Below are 16,074 nucleotides of genomic sequence, written 5' to 3'. Positions count from 1 at the left end.
CCGTATAGCGTTCGGGATGAATTGCTGGAATGTGTCATGCCGTTATAAAGCAATCATTTCACGCTTACTCCAGAATCCGCATAATGCAATCCCAGCTGATAAGCTCGTTCGAGCAAACTCTCCATATGCTCCGGTCTGCCCTCTAACGTATCATAGAAGAATTCCACACGGGAATTTTTGATTCCGGAGTAGTCGGCCATCCCGATATTGAGGGAAAGGGATAACATCTGATCATAGCCCCGCTTGGCAAAATGATCTTCCGAAGCTCCCGCGAGCGCCAGCCATAACACCTGTTGGTGATGAAGCTTTGATCCGCCTCCGTAAGCAAAGCCATGATTCCAGACACGGTCGATATACCCTTTCAGCATGGCCGGGATTCCGTACCACCACACCGGGAAGATATAGGCCAGCGCGTCGTGCTCCTTCATTCGTGCGATTTCACCCTCAACCTCAGGAGAATACCGTTTGTTAGGATCAGTCCAATCGGGTTCGTCTGCCTCCCACAGGACCGGATCGAAACCGATGCGGTGGAGGTCCAGAATTTCCGCTTCATGCCCGGAGTCGCGAAGCCCTTGTACAAACTTCTCGGTAACTGCAAATGTAAAGGAATTTTCGCGTGGATGCGTAACAACCGTTAATACCTTCATTAAGGTTCACCGTCTCTTTCTTCTCTTCGAATTTGAATGCCAAATTGTTCAATACGTGTCATTGCAGTTTCAAGAGGAACCAGCGTTTCCGGTAGATAGAAGCCTCCGGGAGCAGGAGGTGAGCCGTCCCAACCCAGAATACGCTCAATGGAGAGAAGGATACCGAGGGCGGTAAAATGTGCCTGTCCTTTCGGATCAGTCAACGCGATTCTCCGTTTCGTGGAACGGCCGTCAAGAAGAACACCTTCAAGATCAATGTAGAGGTCTTGGGAGGCCTTGCCTCCAGCCCGTGTTCCTATAGAGTCATGAATGGCGAAGTCGAATCGAATATTAGGCGCTCCCGTAACAGCAGCGAGGCTTGGAACATCCAACAGACTCATGGGATGACCTTCTACCCGGGAACCGTTTGAAAGAATTATGCTTCTCGGATACTTCGCAGCCTCAACCCACTTCCATATCCCGTTTTCCCGGAGGAGAGCACGGCTGATAAACCCTTCGGTTTCCTCCAGCGTCATAGGCCCCATCGGATCGCGTTCATCATAGTGACCAGCCAAGCTAATTGATTGGATGCTTCGGAAAGACTTCGCCTCCTGATACGAGACCAAGGTCAGGATCCCTGCTTGCGAATGTCCCAGAGGCACAATCGGCGCTTGAGGGGGATGGTTTTGCATGGCGAATAGAATTGGTGTCAGTTCGTCGGCAAGCTTCGTGATCCCGATATGTGCAGTTCCTTTTGCAAGGGCTTCTTGAATGAGGAGGTCGGCCGGATCCTGGATGGTAGAAACGATAAGGTCGACTTGATCCAGCTCCGTTGGAGACTGGCCCTGGCGGATATCTAAAAAAGCGGTACGGGCGTTCCCTAACTCTTGCACTAATAAGTTCCCCTTCTCGGGATTCCTTCCGGCGAGTATAATCTCTGCCTCTTGATTGATCGTTCGGATATGCCGGGCAACGGCACTCCCGATTACGCCATAACCTCCGGCAATGTAACTCCAATTTCCATATTGACTACTGGTATAAGGGGATTATGTAACATATAATGACGGAAAGGAAGTACGCACTTCATTGTTCTATAGGTACCTAAAAGTATCATTAGTACCCCAAAGTGCCTGTTATCAGCCATATGCCACTTCCGTTCGAAAAGGAGAGAAGTTCTTATGAATGGGGAGCGACAATACAATATTCCGTCTGAGGCGACCATGGATGTCATCGGCGGCAAGTGGAAGGTCATTGTGCTGTGCCACTTAAGTTATGGCCCCAAGCGAACGAGTGAAATTAAGAAGCAGATGCCGGATATTACGCAGAAAATGTTAACGCAGACGCTGCGGGAGCTGGAGGAGGATGGGATTATCACGCGAACGGTCTTTAATCAAGTGCCGCCTAAGGTCGTCTACGAGCTGAGTGAATTGGGCGTTTCACTACAACCGATCCTTGATCAAATCTGTGAATGGGGCGAGAAGTACTTGAATGGAAAATCGAAGGTAATTACACCTTGAGGACAGACAAAATAAAAGCTGCTGACCTAATAAGGGTCCGTAGCTTTTTATTTTTAAGATTGTCGCTCCATATTTTCGATAGGATAGAGGAATAGACCCGAACTCCGTAGAATAATTAGTTCTTTAGACCCATTAAAATCCGGACGCATTCGCACCTTTCTTTGTTTGTCGAGAAATTGAATAGTTACTATAGATATAATATGGAGAAGTGCAGGACTAGGGAGGCCGTGAAAATAAGGATTGCTTTTTCCTGGCATGCACAGGGGCGAGTCACCGTGAATTAATAGAAACGTTATCCGCTAGGAAACGTATGATCTTCATAGGACTTAAGAATTACTCACAAAAGGGGTGTGCACAGCTCAGATGGACGGCAATTATAACTATTATATTGTTGGGCTTTCAATTGCGATTGCGATACTTGCTTCATACTTGGCTTTAAATATTACATCCAAAATTTCAGAGGCGAACGGCAAATCCAAGTTTTTTTGGCTATTCGGCGGCGCTATGGTCATGGGAAGCGGCGTTTGGTCCATGCATTTTGTCGGCATGCTGGCCATGCACATGAATATGAATGTGAGGTACGATGTCTTTCTGACCATCATGTCGATGCTTGTCAGCGTGGTTTCCTCCTTCATCGCGTTTTATATTACGATGCCCAAAAGTATTAACTGGTCCAAAATCGCCATTGGCGGCTTCATTATGGGAAGCGGCATCGTCATCATGCATTACATGGGAATGGAAGCCATGGTCATACATGCTGAGATCAGTTATGATCCCGGCCTTTGGGTATTGTCTGCCATCATTGCATTGGTAGCTTCCTATGCGGCTTTATTATTGTTTCTCCGCTTTCGGAATCATCCCAAGTCCAGCTTTCTCAAGTGGGGCTCGGCGGTTGTCATGGGATTTGCCGTATGCGGGATGCATTATACCGGCATGAAAGCTGCACGGTTTGAGGCTCATGCTGGTATGATCACGCAGCAGCCGCAGTCTGTCGATTTTCTGCTTCTGTATGGTGTGACGGTCACGATTTTTGTCATCCTGCTGATTTCCTGGGGGGCGATGTTCTTTGACCGGCATGTGCTGGAAAAGCTGGCCTATCAGGATACCATCACGGGCTTGCCTAACCGCAATGAAATGAACCGATTCTTTGAGACGAATGCCGAGACGGAGAAAATTACGATCCTGTTTCTGGATCTGGACCAATTTAAGGCGATCAACGATACGCTGGGTCATAATGTTGGGGATATGCTGGTCCAGGAAGTGGGTAAGCGACTGCGTCAATTCATGGGAAGCAGCCAGCAGGTATTCCGGATCGGCGGGGACGAATTTCTGATTATTTTAAAGCGAAGCGACCCCAATTATGCCCAGCGCTTAGCAGACGATATACTCCAAAAAATAAAAAACGTCTACCATATCGACGGTAACGAGCTGTATGTGACGGCAAGCATCGGAATCAGCATCGGTTCTGTCCATAGCTCTGACCGTACGACGCTGCTGAAGAATGCGGACACCGCCATGTATAAAGCGAAGGGGCTGGGCAAGAATCAGCAATGCCTCTATGACGAGGGGATGGGTCTTCAAGAGGTTCGTAAAATGGAATTGGAGAAGGACCTGCAGCGAGCGCTTGAATTGAAGGAGTTCTTCATTGCATATCAGCCGAAATGGAATGTGCAGAGTGATCGCTTGGTCGGATTCGAGGCGCTGCTCCGCTGGAAGCATCCCCGATTAGGCGTGGTATCCCCGCTAGAATTCATACCGATTGCGGAAGAAACGGGGCTGATTATACCGATGACCCGATGGACGCTTGAGGAAGCATGCAAACAGTGCAAGGTGTGGCAGGAGAGAGGAATCGTCCAGCCGGTCTCGGTGAATTTATCGATTCGTTTATTTCATGGCGACAATCTGCTTGAGCTTATTCAAAACGTGCTGGACAAGGCGAATCTGGAACCTCGCTTGTTAGAGCTGGAGATAGCAGAGTCCATGGTGCTGCACGATGTGAATGATATTATCCGCCAGCTCGGGAATATCAGGTCCTTGGGGGTCAAGGTCTCCATGGATGATTTCGGAACCGGTTATTCCTCGATTGGACTCCTCGACCGGATTCCGATTGATGCTTTAAAGCTGGACCGCCAGTTCACCAATGATTTGGACACGCCCAGCAAACGTGCCATCGTTAACGCCATCGTTCTTATGGCAGAGAATTTGAATCTGGATGTCATCGCGGAAGGTGTAGAGAACAAGGAGCATATCGACTTTTTGACCGGGCTTGGCTGCCATGTCATGCAGGGTTATTATTACGGAAAGCCGATGGATATCAATGAGATTAAGGTCTGGATGTACGACCAAGAACACAAGAACGAAGAGATCGTGACCCTTGGATGAAAAGTAGAAGGAATAGATGCAGATCATACAAATAACGGGCACCGTGAGGTGTCCGTTATGTTGTTATTGGAGACATATAATAACCACTTGGTTCCCTCAAGTCTCTGCAATTAAACAAAATAGGCAATTTTCGCGCGCGGGAAATATTCTTGGATCCCCTTCTCGAACAACTGCTGGAACTCCTCGACGGTTTCGGCCTTATAGACATATTTGAATTTTCCGTACCTTCCCCATTTTAACTGCCGATCTTCCTCGTCCATATTCAGTTTGGTTTTGGGGTAACGCTTTAAAATGGTGTTTTTGGCCGTTTTGGTAAAGCGGTGTTGAATGAGCTCGAACGTCAGATCCTTTACCTCCACATGGCTTAATCGCTCATGAAGCTTCTCTAACAAATGCCAGTATCCCTCTTGCCATCCGTCATATTTGACGATCGGGGCAATGATGAAACCTAACGGATATCCGGCTTCGGCAATTTTGCCCGCGGCTTCAATCCGTTCTTCGAAGGAAGAGGTGCCCGGCTCGAAATAACGGATGACATAATCGGAATTGATGGAGAAGCGGACCCTGGTATGGCCGCCGTGATCGATATTCAGAAGGGAATCGATGTTGGCGAATTTCGTCACGAATCGAAGTCGGCCATATTCCTGCTTGGCCATAAATTCAATGTAATAAGCAAGTGCTCCGGTCAAATGCTCAAGCGATACGGGATCCCCCGTGCAAGCAGCTTCGAAACGCGTAATCTCCGGGGCCCGATCCGCGATATAGGCCTTTGCTTTATCCAGGATTTGATCCAGATTCACGTAAATCCGCACATAGGGTTTCGAGCTCATCGTCGTTTGCAGGTAGCAGTAATGACAATGTCCCGCACATCCGGTAGTTAGCGGGATGGCATATTCCGCTGACGGCTTGGAGGTATCGAAGTCCAATGTTTTCCTGATCCCGACAACCAGAGTTCTCTTGGCGTTGCGGTATTTTTCAGTTTCCGATTCTCCTGGAATGCCGGTCACCCTATTGTGAGAGGTTGTCATTTTAATGGGGGTACCTAATTCTTCAAACCATGCATACAGCTTCTTTCCAAGCGGATACTCCAACGCGTCCGGCTCAAAAAAGACCAGTTCCGGGTCAAAACGCTCCAAGTAATCTCCCTCCCCGCTAAATAAAGAATATGATGTATAGGATTGGCAACGGTCGTGATGATCATGCATAGTTCAAGTTATCCAAAGGAGAAGCGGATACGCAGGCTTTAGCACGATTATGAAAGCCCTTTCCGGATTCTATGATATACTACGACATAACAGGCATACCATTTATAACAACCTATATTTCCCTGTATGATTCCCATACTTTTCATATGCAAAGGAGATTTCATGATGTTTAATGTTCTTGTTGTTGACGATGAGTCCGTTCAAAGAGAAGGCATTAAGGATTTGATCTCTCAGTACCGCTTCCCCTTTCAAGTATTGGAAGCCGAGAACGGAATGAGCGCGGAGCGGATTCTGGTGGAAAATGCGATTGATATCCTCATCACCGACGTCAGAATGCCTCTGATGGATGGACTTGCGCTAAGCAAACAAGCCCGAAAGATGCAGCAGGATCTAAAGATCGTCATTTGCAGCGGTTATGACGAATTTGAATATGCCCGCAGCGCCATCCGGCTGGGCGTGGTAAATTACTTGCTGAAGCCGCTGGTCAGGGAGGAGTTTCTGGAGGTGATGGAGGACATTACCCAGATCAGCCCTTATGGAGGGGACCACCAGCAGGAGTCGTTGGAGTCCAAGGTCATCCTTCAGGTCAAGGATTATGTGAAGGATCATTACCAGCGGGATATTTCGTTGTCGGATGCAGCCCACGATGTATATCTGTCCCCGGGGTATTTGAGTATTTTGTTCAAGAAAGAGACCGGCGAGAACTTCTCGAAGTATTTGACCGATTACCGCTTGCGGCGGGCAAGCCATCTGCTCCAGAATTCCAATATGAAGGTCAATGATATCGCCGGAGCGGTTGGTATCGATAACCATTCCTATTTTGCCAAGCTGTTCAAAAGCAAGTTCGGCGTGAGTCCGATACAGTATAGAGAGTGCGGGGTGCTCCATGATCGGGTGGATCAAGAACAAGTTCAATGATATCAGGTTCCGCAACAAGCTGCTGCTGTCCCACTTGGTGATTGCACTCATTCCCATTCTGCTGCTCGGGCTGCTCTCCTTCATTCAGTCCTACCGCATTCAGATGAAGGAACTGAGGAGCGAGGCCGAAGCCAGCCTGGAGCAGGTGGCGAACATTATGGATTACAAGATTAAGCGGTACAATACACTGAGCGAGTTCATGGTTCTGAATCGGGATTTATCCCAAATTTTCATTAAGGATTACGAAGAGAACTATTTTAACATGTACCTGGATTTCCGGGACATCCTGGAGCCGTTGATCTCGAACATCCGGCTGATGGACGAGGATATTGAGGCCATTACCTTTTATACATCCGGTGAGCTGCTGGGGATTCGCGACAATATTTTGCCGATCGGGGATCTTAAGAGCAAGTCTTGGTATGATGGATTTCGGGGCAGACGCTGGATTGTGGACGGAGAGAAGCTTTATCTCGTTCAGGAGCTGATCAGCAATCCGAAGGACAGCAATTTCATGGTCATTTCCATTCAGCATGACAGCATCTTTGCAGACCTGGACAAGTTGTCGGAGCATGTGGCGGTTCATATCGAGGATGCTGAGCAGCGGGTGATATTCAAGGAAAGCAAGGCGCCGGATGCATCTGCCGGTTTGGAGGATGGGGAGCCGAGCGGGCTGAGCCTAAGCCGGTCACTCGCTAACAATGGCTGGACGGTTCACTACCATTTGCTGAACACGAATGCGTACGCTAATGCGCTCGGTATTTTTCAAATTACGTTGTTTGTCATGATCCTCAGCTTAATCATTACCTTCCTGCTCATTTATGTGATCTCCAACAATTTCACGCGCAGAATTATCCATATTAAGAACAAAGTAGACAAGGTGGAGCAGAACAATCTGGATGTCATTATCCAAAGCTCGTCCAGGGATGAATTCGGTGAGCTGACCAATGGCATCGGCAAAATGCTGAAACGGATCAACAGCCTTATCTCCCAGGTGTATCAAGCCGAAATCGCCAAGAGGGAAAGCGAATATAACAAGCTGATCAATCAGATTAATCCGCACTTCCTATACAACACCCTCTCCTTTATCCGGTGGAGGGCCGAGAAGAAGGCGGATATCGAAACGAGTTATATGGTATCGGCATTGGCCCGGTTCTATAGAACGACGCTGAATCAGGGGAGGCATATGGCAACGATCAAGGATGAGGTGCAGCACATCAAGGCTTACCTGGACTTGCAGCTTATTATGAATGATGGGCGGTTTGACGTGGATTATCATATTGATGAGAGAGTGTTACATACCGAGATCATCCATTTTATTTTGCAGCCGATTGTGGAGAATGCCATTAAACACGGGTTTGTGGAGGCAGGAGGGGCAGATTACCAAATCCACATAGGGGTCAGCCTGGTCGAAGGGGGAATTAAACTAATCGTCAGCGATAACGGGGTGGGCATGACTCCCGTGCAGGCGGCGAGGCTGCTGGCCGGAGAGAGCGGGGGCTGCGGTGTTCGGAATGTGAATGACCGGATCAAGCTGTATTACGGACAGGATTACGGACTCGATATTCATAGTGAGTCAGGCAGCGGAACGGAAGTATCGATGGTCATTCCAGCCTCCTGAACAGCGTAGGTTATTCCGTCCATAGCATTGGTAATGAAAGCGGTGTGCTGAGGCAGCCGCTTTTTTTGTAGTTTGAAGTGGAGAACAAGAAGGTCATGAAAAAAGTGATACATATCCAAAAAATGTTGCATATACGCCAATTTTGAAACCGCATACAATTTGATTATCAACCAAAACAATAAAAAAGGGGATGACAGGATGAATAAACGCAGAAAGATGGCTTCTCTGCTGCTCGGCTGCATGATGCTGGTCGTATTCAGCGGCTGCGGAGGGGGCAAGAGTGATAACGCGCAGCCGGAAATTTCAGAGCAGGATTATGAGCCTTACGGAAAATATGAGACGCCGGTGGAATTTACGATCGGCCGGAATACGAATCATGTGAACAACCTGCCACCAGGCGATACGATTGAGGACAATTTGGCTACCCGATACGTGGAGGACCGGGTGAATGTGAAAGCCAAGGTGGCTTGGGAGACGGACGATATGGATCAGAAGCTCTCGTTATCGATGACAACGGGCGATCTGCCGGACGTTATGCTGGTCAGCCGCGATATTTTCAACCAGCTGGTGGATAATGACCTGATTGCCGATATGACGGAGGTGTACGAGAAGACCGCATCCGACGGGGTCAAGAATATCTACGCTTCCTATGGCGACTTGCTGCTGAACCAGGTGAAGGTTGACGGTAAAATCATGGGCCTTCCGATGACGAATATCGGCAACCAGCACCAGCTGCTGTGGGTTCGGAAGGACTGGGTGGATAAAGTCGGCGCGAAGATGCCGGAATCCGTCGAGGACGTATGGAATCTCGCCAGAACATTCGTGGAAAAGGACGCCTCGGGAACAGGCAAGACGGTCGGAATGGTGATGGATTCCAACGCCATGAACTTTACGCCGGTATTCGCTGCGCATGGCGCCTTTCCGATGAACTGGATCGAGAAGGACGGGCAGGTCGTATATGGATCGGTCCAGCCCGAGATGAAGCAGGCGCTGACGGAGCTGAGCGCCATGTACAAGGAAGGTTTGATTGATAAACAGTTCGCCGTCCGGTCGAATGAAGAGAAGGAAGCGCTTGTGATCAACGGTCAGGTAGGCATGCTGTTTAATCCATGGTGGATCGGCTACACCAACTACAAGGACTCGATCAAGCAAGATCCCGATGCTGTCTGGGTTGCCGTATCGGCACCGGTAGACGAGAACGGCAAATTCAAGACGATCCGTCAGGATCCGGTGGGCGGCGGTATCGTCGTGGTGAAGAAGGATTTTGCCCATCCCGAAGCGATCATGAAGTCGGTCAATCTGACAACGGATTTCCTGTACTCCTTAACGGATGATGCAATTAGCTACAAGAAAGAGCATCCGGACGAGATGCTGACCGATGCCAGTCGTTGGAACAATGATCCGACGCAAATTCCGATGCAAGTGGATTATGACGACGTGTTGAAGCGTTATTACGACGATCTGATGAAGGCGGATCAATCCGGGGACGCTTCGGCCGTTCAGGAGGACAGGGTGGTATCCTTCAAGGCATATCAGGAGTTTAAGGAGAAAGGCAATGCCGTCGATGTGAACACCTATGGCGAATACCTCTCCCGTATCGAGGGTCAACGCGAAGCGAACAATCCGAATTTGGAAGTGATTCCTGCAGGCTTCTACGGAACCACCGAGACGATGAAGCTGAAGTGGGCCAACCTCCAAAAACTCGAAGAGGAGACGATATTGAAAATCATCATGGGCCAAGCCCCCGTAGATGAATTCGATAAGTTCGTGGACACCTGGAAACGTACCGGCGGCGATGAGATTACGGAAGAGGTCAACCAGATGAGCAGCAGATAAGAAAAAGCATGAGCCTTGGCGCGGAGGGCTATTGGTGGTCATCCGCCCGGGCTTTTCATTCGATAAGGCCTGTCCTGACAGGGACATGATGGAGGTGGAGCGGACGATGGCGCAAGTGGAAACAACCGTCAATTCAGAGCGGGAAGTACGATACCGGAGGAAAAAGAAACGAAGAACCTTTGACGAAATGACCTATCATGCGATGCTGCTGCCCGGCATGGTCATGCTGTTCATTTTCTCGATTGTGCCGATGTTCGGGGTGGTCATGGCTTTTCAAAAGTTCATCCCCGCGAAAGGGATATTCGGCTCCGCATGGGCAGGGCTCGACAATTTCACGTATATGTTTCAACTGCCGGATGCCAAACAGATTTTTGTGAATACGCTGGTCATTGCGGTCGGGAAGATTGTTCTCGGATTGATTGTACCGATCGTGTTCGCCCTGCTGCTTAATGAGGTGCGTCTGAAGCTCTTCAAAAGCACGATTCAAACCATCGTGTATTTGCCGCATTTTATGTCATGGGTGGTCTTGGGTACGATGCTGACCATGATCTTTTCCTTTGACGGCATGATTAACAATTTCCTTGAGTTTCTGGGGCTGGAGCGGATCATGTTTCTGGCAAGCAACGACTGGTTCAGGCCGCTGCTCGTCGTGACGGATACCTGGAAGGAATTCGGATACGGGACGATTGTGTATTTGGCTGCGTTGACGGCGATTAACCCGGCTTTGTATGAATCGGCCGCAATGGACGGCGCAAGCCGCTGGAAGCAGACGCTGAATATCACGCTGCCGGGCATGTTTCCAACGATCATCCTGCTGGGTACGCTGAGTCTCGGCAATGTGCTGAATGCGGGATTTGACCAGGTGTTCAACCTGTATAATCCGCTGGTATATGAGACGGGTGATATTATCGATACGTTTGTGTACCGCATGGGTCTGATCAATATGCAGTATTCGTTCGCAACGGCGATCGGACTGATGAAATCGGTCATCAGCTTTATTCTGATTGTTATATCCTACAGGCTGGCCTCGAGGTATGCGGGGTACAGGATTTTCTAGGAGGGTTAGCATGATTCAATCCAAAACGCTGGGCTCAAGGCTATCCCGCCTGATGATTATGCTCGCGCTCGTTCTGATTACATTTGTGTCGCTGGCCCCCATCGTCAATACGATTATGGTGTCTGTCAGCAGCAGCACGGCTGTTAATGCTGGCAAGGTCTACTTTTTTCCGGTGGAGCTGAACTTCTCATCCTACGGGCAGATACTGAATGACACGAAGTTTTGGAAGGCGTTTCTAATATCCGTGGAACGGGTGCTGCTTGGGGGCGCGATCAACATGATTTTGACCATCCTCATGGCGTATCCGTTGTCGCGGAGCGTCACGCAGTTCCGATCGAGAAACAAATACATGTGGATTATCGTGTTTACGATGCTCTTCAGCGGCGGGATCGTTCCCTGGTATATGGTGATCAGTAAGCTGGGGTTGATCAACAGCATTTGGGCACTGGTTCTGCCGGGTGCGGTTCCTGTCTTCAACGTGATTCTCCTGATGAACTTCTTCAAGGGCATTCCGAAGGAGCTGGAGGAGGCCGCATTCATTGACGGGGCCGGTCCGCTGAAAATCCTGCTTAAGATCTTTATCCCGATCTCCATGCCCAGTTTGGCAACCATTACCCTGTTTGTCATCGTCGGTCACTGGAACAACTTCTTTGACGGGATCATCCTGATCAATGACAGCGGAAAAATACCGCTTCAAACCTATCTGCAGCAGCTTAGTCTGACGCGCGACCAGATGCAGAACCTCTCGGTCGAACAGCTGCAGCAGTTCAATAAAATTTCCAACACGACCCTGAACTCCGCCAAAATTCTGGTTTCCATGATTCCAATTCTGCTCATCTATCCGTTTTTGCAGCGTTATTTAATCCACGGAATCGTTCTGGGGGCTGTGAAGGAATAGTTCAATAAACGGAGTAGGTAGACAGGGGACAGCGCTTCTGCATGAATCTTTCGGAGCGAAAGATCATGCGGCGCTGTTTTGTCATGAATGGGATTGTTTAGAGAGGAATGATGATATGATTATTTTCAAAGCGGTTATCCGCGCAACATGGACAAATTAAATATATCATGTTATATTGTTATATGAATTAGCATGTTTTGGAGTGCCGTTGGAGGGATATCAATTTGAAAGATGCAGCTTCCACAAAGCCGATGTATGAACAAATTTTTAACGAGATGAAGCGAAAGATCTCCACACATATTTTCCGCATTGGCGATAAAGTCCCTTCGGAGAAGGAACTCGCGGACGAATACGGAGTTAGTCGAATCACAAGCAAGAAGGCATTAGATATGCTGGCGGCTGAAGGCGTGATTGTGCGTAAGCCGGGCAAGGGATCGTTCGTAGCCGATCCGGATGAGCCTGTTGTACTCAGGGAACCTCTCTCCTCAGAGAGCACAGATGCTGCAGCGGCCAGCCGGGAGAAGATGATCGGTCTTGTCATTACGGACTTTTCTTCAAGCTACGGAACACGCCTGGTCTATAGCATGGAGCAGTATTCGAGGGAGAATGATTGCTTTCTGGTGCTGCGCAGAACGTTTGGAGACCAGGATAATGAGGAATTATCCATTCAGAAGCTGCGTAATCTCGGCGTGAACGGACTGATCGTATTTCCCGCTCAGGGGGAATATTTCAATGCTGAAATATTAAAGATGGTCATTGCCCGTTTCCCGCTTGTCCTGATTGATCGCAAGCTGAAGGGAGTCGCAGCGGCTTCCATTAGTACAGATAATCTTGAGGCAGCCGTGCAGGCGGTGGAGCATTTATTCGATTTGGGTCACCGTCATATTTCCCTGCTGTCTCCTCCACCGAGAGATACGACAGCGGTTGAAGAACGGATTGAAGGGTTCGTGCAGGCTCATGCCGCCCGGGGCATCGCGTTTGATAAGGAAATCTGGATTAGCGATGTGACGGCCACTTTGCCCAATGCTTTCCACGAGAGCAATATTGAACGTGAAACCCAGCGGATCATGCAGCATTTGCAGGATCACCCGTCGATTACTGCCTTTTTTGCGATCGAATATAACATTGCTTTGCTAGCCAAGGTCGCGGCAGAGCGCCTCGGTCTGCGGGTGCCGGAGGATCTATCTATCGTGTGCTTTGACAGTCCCCAGCTAAATATCGGTGAGGGCTATTTGTTTACCCATATGCGGCAGAACGAGGAAGAAATGGGGAGGCTGGCGATTGAGACGGTACTTGGCATCATGAATCACGATGATGTAGCAGTTGAGAAGCGATTGCCTGCGGAATTGGTGGTTGGAGTATCTACCGGTCCTGTAAAGAGTCTGTGAAGGCGATATATTTGTAATCCTTGTCCGCTATAGATGTACATGAACAAACCATGCGCTCGCGTAAATGTGAGCACATGGTTTCTTGTTTTTCTTCTGAGAGGATAACGGATTCGATATTCAAGTGGAGATCGCAGTTAATATGATATAACATTTAGTTTTTTTATATATTTACTCAAAGTAGTGTTTGTTTTCAGCAACCCATTGGGCAAATGTTCTGGCTGGTTTTCCTGTTACTTGTTCAACTGTAGGCAAAACGGTATATGAGCTTTCAGGTGGATTCTTCGCCATTCCTATGAAATATGGCGGAGGCACAAAGGCGAATTGAGAAATACATACGATTTTATAGCCGAAGACGACCACAGCGGAAATTAAACAAACTGACGCCGGTAGAGTACCGACGCCAGTTTGCAGCCTAGGTGTTTTTCAATGTCTATTAAATGAGGCTTGCCCAGTTATCCCCGGCGGTTTTTTTGTTATAGAGTTATTTGTTTAAATTCTCCTTATTAATTTCTGTTTGATAATAGCTAATTTTATCATCAAGATTGTCAAGATGTTCTAGCAGTTTTACGATTTCCTCTTTGAGAACGACCCGATGTTGAACTAGCATTTCCATCCTCTCTACCAAAGTGGTATCGCCTTTAGCTCGAAGTTCGGCGTACTTCTGGATTTCCTTGATTGGCATACCTGTGTCTTTCAAACGTTTAATAAACTGTATCCATGTAATATCGCCATCGGAATAACAACGTCTACCATTCTCTTTTCGATTCGGAATAATTAGTTTTTCTTTCTCATAGTACCGTAAGGTGTAAATGCTAATTCCGGTAATCGCTGAAAACTCACTAATTATATATTCCATTAAAATCACTCCTAAAATACTCTTGACTTAGAGTTAACTCTACATTGTAGAGTATAACCATATCATATTAAGGAGGCTGTACAAGTGGAAAATAACAAAAAATATACAGTGATAACAGGGGCTAGCTCTGGAATTGGTTATGCAACTGCAAAGGCTTTTGCGAAGCGAGGAAAAAACCTAATTATTGTAGCCAGGCGCAAAGAGCAGCTTGAACATCTAAAAAAAGAGGTTTTGGAATTTAATCCGGCTTTGGATGTTGTAATAAAAGTATTCGATTTGTCTATACTTCAAAACGCCTACCATCTTTATGATGAGCTAACAGAATACTGTATTGAAACATGGATCAACAACGCTGGTTTCGGAGATTACAGCAGCGTTTCACTAATGGATTTGAATAAAGTCGGAACCATGCTGCGACTGAACGTTGAAACCCTGACAGTATTAACCTCACTCTATGTCCGGGATTACAAAAATGTAGAGGGAACACAGCTTATTAATATTTCTTCCGGGGGCGGATATGTCATTGTACCCAATGCCGTAACCTATTGCGCCACTAAATTCTATGTGAGCGCTTTTACCGAGGGGCTGGCGCATGAATTAAAAGCGGAGCAAGCTAAACTACAAGCGAAAGTGTTAGCCCCGGCAGCTACTCAAACAGAGTTTGGGCAGACTGCTAATAATGTTCCCGAATACGATTATGACAAGAATTTTGGCAATTACCATACCAGTGTCCAAATGGCAGATTTCTTATTAGAGCTGTACGACAGCGATCAAACGGTAGGTGCCATCAATAGAGATTCTTTTACATTTAGTTTAGGAAGCCCAATATTTGATTACGCCGGAAATTCAAAAAATAATCAAAAGCTCATAAATGATTAAATAATGACGAACATGAATTGTGCCCCTCCTGAGCAATTGTTCCAATCGGGGAACGCGAGGCCGGCAACGCCTTCAGCGCCTCACTAAATTTACGCCTCGCATGCGCCTAGCACCCGACCAAAGTGACGCCGGATACTTTGTTGTAGCCGGAATATCCATCTACATGCAGTTATCCGGTAAATCCGGATAAGAAATTATGTGGATGTTCGCCAGCCTGTGTCTCTTTGTAGTCGTACAGGATAATCGCTGGTCCTTCGCGACCCGTACGATAAAGCCAGAGATAAGATTTCGTCTGCGCCTCTCGCCCCAAGTCCTGCAGTACCTGCATCGTCGTCTCGTCGGCGTATGCAATATCCTGATCTAACAGGTGCTCCTGCATGCATCGATACAGAATACTCAGTCACTGGTTCGCACCGTAGAGCATCCAGTTCGCCAGCGTCTGCCGAGACAAGAGCACACCAAACCTTGCAAACTGTTGCTCCTGACGATACAGCGGCATGCTTTCCACATACTTCTGGCTCATGATAAGATCTCCGTTCGAATCATTTAGATGTAAATGAAAGGGCAAGAGCTCACCAACTCAGCGATGTTAAACAGTTCTGCACCAGCATTAATAGGGATCGACAGTAAAGGAGATGCCTTTGTCTAAAGCACATGTCATTATTTCTCGGGAAATAGCATCTGTTAGCGAAATGTCCGAACTAAATAGTAGTTTCGTCTAAAATAATTCCACTAAAATAGGCCTGTTGATTCAACATTCCAGGGGGATAACATATCAGATGCGCGTAGTACAGCTACATGTGCAGAAGACACCGGCAGTGTAATAATTTCGCATATCGACCTTAAAGCGACAGCAGGAGCGTCTGAAGGTTAGCGAATTCCTTCAATACTACG

The 16,074-nt window shown here is 47.9% G+C and carries 14 protein-coding genes and 2 pseudogenes; 10 read left to right on the top strand and 6 right to left on the bottom strand.

The window, feature by feature from the left end:
• Positions 1 to 53: 53 nt before the first annotated feature.
• Both PLA01S_RS21775 and PLA01S_RS21770 read right to left on the bottom strand, forming a co-directional pair.
• Positions 54 to 647, bottom strand: coding sequence for an NAD(P)H oxidoreductase (locus tag PLA01S_RS21775; RefSeq protein WP_127594006.1), 594 nt, complete (start codon positions 645 to 647; stop codon positions 54 to 56).
• The gene (locus tag PLA01S_RS21770) at positions 647 to 1,519 is read right to left on the bottom strand and encodes a hypothetical protein (RefSeq protein ID WP_246059749.1); all 873 of its coding nucleotides are present in this window, start codon (positions 1,517 to 1,519) and stop codon (positions 647 to 649) included. The genes PLA01S_RS21775 and PLA01S_RS21770 overlap by 1 nt, the downstream gene beginning before the upstream one ends.
• 285 nt (positions 1,520 to 1,804) lie before the next feature.
• Between PLA01S_RS21770 and PLA01S_RS21765 the strand changes: the two genes are divergently transcribed.
• On the top strand, positions 1,805 to 2,143 hold the full coding sequence (locus PLA01S_RS21765) for a winged helix-turn-helix transcriptional regulator (RefSeq protein WP_100539780.1): 339 nt from the start codon (positions 1,805 to 1,807) through the stop codon (positions 2,141 to 2,143).
• 363 nt (positions 2,144 to 2,506) lie between these two features.
• A complete protein-coding gene (locus PLA01S_RS21760) occupies positions 2,507 to 4,525 on the top strand; it encodes a bifunctional diguanylate cyclase/phosphodiesterase (RefSeq protein ID WP_127594004.1) in 2,019 nt (672 codons plus the stop codon).
• 110 nt (positions 4,526 to 4,635) lie between these two features.
• On the opposite strand, the gene splB is transcribed toward PLA01S_RS21760, so the two are convergent.
• Complete coding sequence (gene splB, locus PLA01S_RS21755; RefSeq protein WP_127594003.1) at positions 4,636 to 5,661, bottom strand: spore photoproduct lyase; 1,026 nt, start codon at positions 5,659 to 5,661, stop codon at positions 4,636 to 4,638.
• 234 nt (positions 5,662 to 5,895) lie between these two features.
• Between splB and PLA01S_RS21750 the strand changes: the two genes are divergently transcribed.
• The 6 genes from PLA01S_RS21750 (at position 5,896) to PLA01S_RS21725 (ending at position 13,445) form a co-directional block, all read left to right on the top strand.
• On the top strand, positions 5,896 to 6,648 hold the full coding sequence (locus PLA01S_RS21750; RefSeq protein WP_246059748.1) for a response regulator transcription factor: 753 nt from the start codon (positions 5,896 to 5,898) through the stop codon (positions 6,646 to 6,648).
• The gene (locus PLA01S_RS21745; protein ID WP_127594001.1) at positions 6,617 to 8,266 is read left to right on the top strand and encodes a sensor histidine kinase; all 1,650 of its coding nucleotides are present in this window, start codon (positions 6,617 to 6,619) and stop codon (positions 8,264 to 8,266) included. The genes PLA01S_RS21750 and PLA01S_RS21745 overlap by 32 nt, the downstream gene beginning before the upstream one ends.
• 198 nt (positions 8,267 to 8,464) lie before the next feature.
• Complete coding sequence (locus PLA01S_RS21740; RefSeq protein WP_127594000.1) at positions 8,465 to 10,102, top strand: extracellular solute-binding protein; 1,638 nt, start codon at positions 8,465 to 8,467, stop codon at positions 10,100 to 10,102.
• 187 nt (positions 10,103 to 10,289) lie between these two features.
• Entirely contained in the window at positions 10,290 to 11,159 is an 870-nt protein-coding gene (locus PLA01S_RS21735; RefSeq protein ID WP_246059764.1) for an ABC transporter permease, read from the top strand.
• Positions 11,160 to 11,169: 10 nt separating this feature from the next.
• Positions 11,170 to 12,057, top strand: coding sequence for a carbohydrate ABC transporter permease (locus PLA01S_RS21730; RefSeq protein ID WP_127593999.1), 888 nt, complete (start codon positions 11,170 to 11,172; stop codon positions 12,055 to 12,057).
• Positions 12,058 to 12,281: 224 nt separating this feature from the next.
• Positions 12,282 to 13,445: a GntR family transcriptional regulator gene (locus PLA01S_RS21725; protein WP_127593998.1), complete on the top strand. Its 1,164-nt coding sequence runs from the start codon at positions 12,282 to 12,284 to the stop codon at positions 13,443 to 13,445.
• A 168-nt stretch (positions 13,446 to 13,613) separates the two neighbouring features.
• Here the strand turns inward: PLA01S_RS21725 and PLA01S_RS32685 are convergent.
• A pseudogene (locus PLA01S_RS32685) lies at positions 13,614 to 13,745 on the bottom strand (hydroxylase); the annotation flags it as partial.
• On the opposite strand from PLA01S_RS32685, the gene PLA01S_RS21715 reads away from it, so the two are divergent.
• Complete coding sequence (locus PLA01S_RS21715) at positions 13,745 to 13,861, top strand: IS3 family transposase (protein ID WP_127593997.1); 117 nt, start codon at positions 13,745 to 13,747, stop codon at positions 13,859 to 13,861. The pseudogene PLA01S_RS32685 and the gene PLA01S_RS21715 sit on opposite strands and share 1 nt — an antisense overlap.
• 65 nt (positions 13,862 to 13,926) lie before the next feature.
• Here PLA01S_RS21715 and PLA01S_RS21710 read toward each other — a convergent pair whose 3' ends face one another.
• Complete coding sequence (locus tag PLA01S_RS21710; protein ID WP_127593996.1) at positions 13,927 to 14,301, bottom strand: MerR family transcriptional regulator; 375 nt, start codon at positions 14,299 to 14,301, stop codon at positions 13,927 to 13,929.
• Positions 14,302 to 14,385: 84 nt separating this feature from the next.
• Here PLA01S_RS21710 and PLA01S_RS21705 point away from each other — a divergent pair, with 84 nt between their 5' ends.
• Positions 14,386 to 15,180, top strand: coding sequence for an SDR family NAD(P)-dependent oxidoreductase (locus PLA01S_RS21705; RefSeq protein WP_127593995.1), 795 nt, complete (start codon positions 14,386 to 14,388; stop codon positions 15,178 to 15,180).
• Here the strand turns inward: PLA01S_RS21705 and PLA01S_RS21700 are convergent.
• A pseudogene (locus tag PLA01S_RS21700) lies at positions 15,179 to 15,706 on the bottom strand (IS66 family transposase); the annotation flags it as partial. The gene PLA01S_RS21705 and the pseudogene PLA01S_RS21700 overlap by 2 nt on opposite strands.
• Positions 15,707 to 16,074: the final 368 nt, after the last annotated feature.

Origin of the sequence: Paenibacillus lautus NBRC 15380, assembly GCF_004000945.1 — a bacterium.
Lineage (GTDB): Bacteria > Bacillota > Bacilli > Paenibacillales > Paenibacillaceae > Paenibacillus_AQ > Paenibacillus_AQ lautus.
This window is presented reverse-complemented; position numbering and strand designations above follow the sequence as displayed.

Coding starts and splice junctions, on each gene's coding strand:
- PLA01S_RS21760 (WP_127594004.1), top strand. CDS start 2,507: ATGGACGGCAATTATAACTATTATATTGTTGGGCTTTCAATTGCGATT.
- PLA01S_RS21715 (WP_127593997.1), top strand. CDS start 13,745: ATGGCGGAGGCACAAAGGCGAATTGAGAAATACATACGATTTTATAGC.
- PLA01S_RS21750 (WP_246059748.1), top strand. CDS start 5,896: ATGTTTAATGTTCTTGTTGTTGACGATGAGTCCGTTCAAAGAGAAGGC.
- PLA01S_RS21745 (WP_127594001.1), top strand. CDS start 6,617: ATGATCGGGTGGATCAAGAACAAGTTCAATGATATCAGGTTCCGCAAC.
- PLA01S_RS21765 (WP_100539780.1), top strand. CDS start 1,805: ATGAATGGGGAGCGACAATACAATATTCCGTCTGAGGCGACCATGGAT.
- PLA01S_RS21710 (WP_127593996.1), bottom strand. CDS start 14,301: ATGGAATATATAATTAGTGAGTTTTCAGCGATTACCGGAATTAGCATT.
- PLA01S_RS21775 (WP_127594006.1), bottom strand. CDS start 647: ATGAAGGTATTAACGGTTGTTACGCATCCACGCGAAAATTCCTTTACA.
- PLA01S_RS21730 (WP_127593999.1), top strand. CDS start 11,170: ATGATTCAATCCAAAACGCTGGGCTCAAGGCTATCCCGCCTGATGATT.
- PLA01S_RS21735 (WP_246059764.1), top strand. CDS start 10,290: ATGACCTATCATGCGATGCTGCTGCCCGGCATGGTCATGCTGTTCATT.
- PLA01S_RS21740 (WP_127594000.1), top strand. CDS start 8,465: ATGAATAAACGCAGAAAGATGGCTTCTCTGCTGCTCGGCTGCATGATG.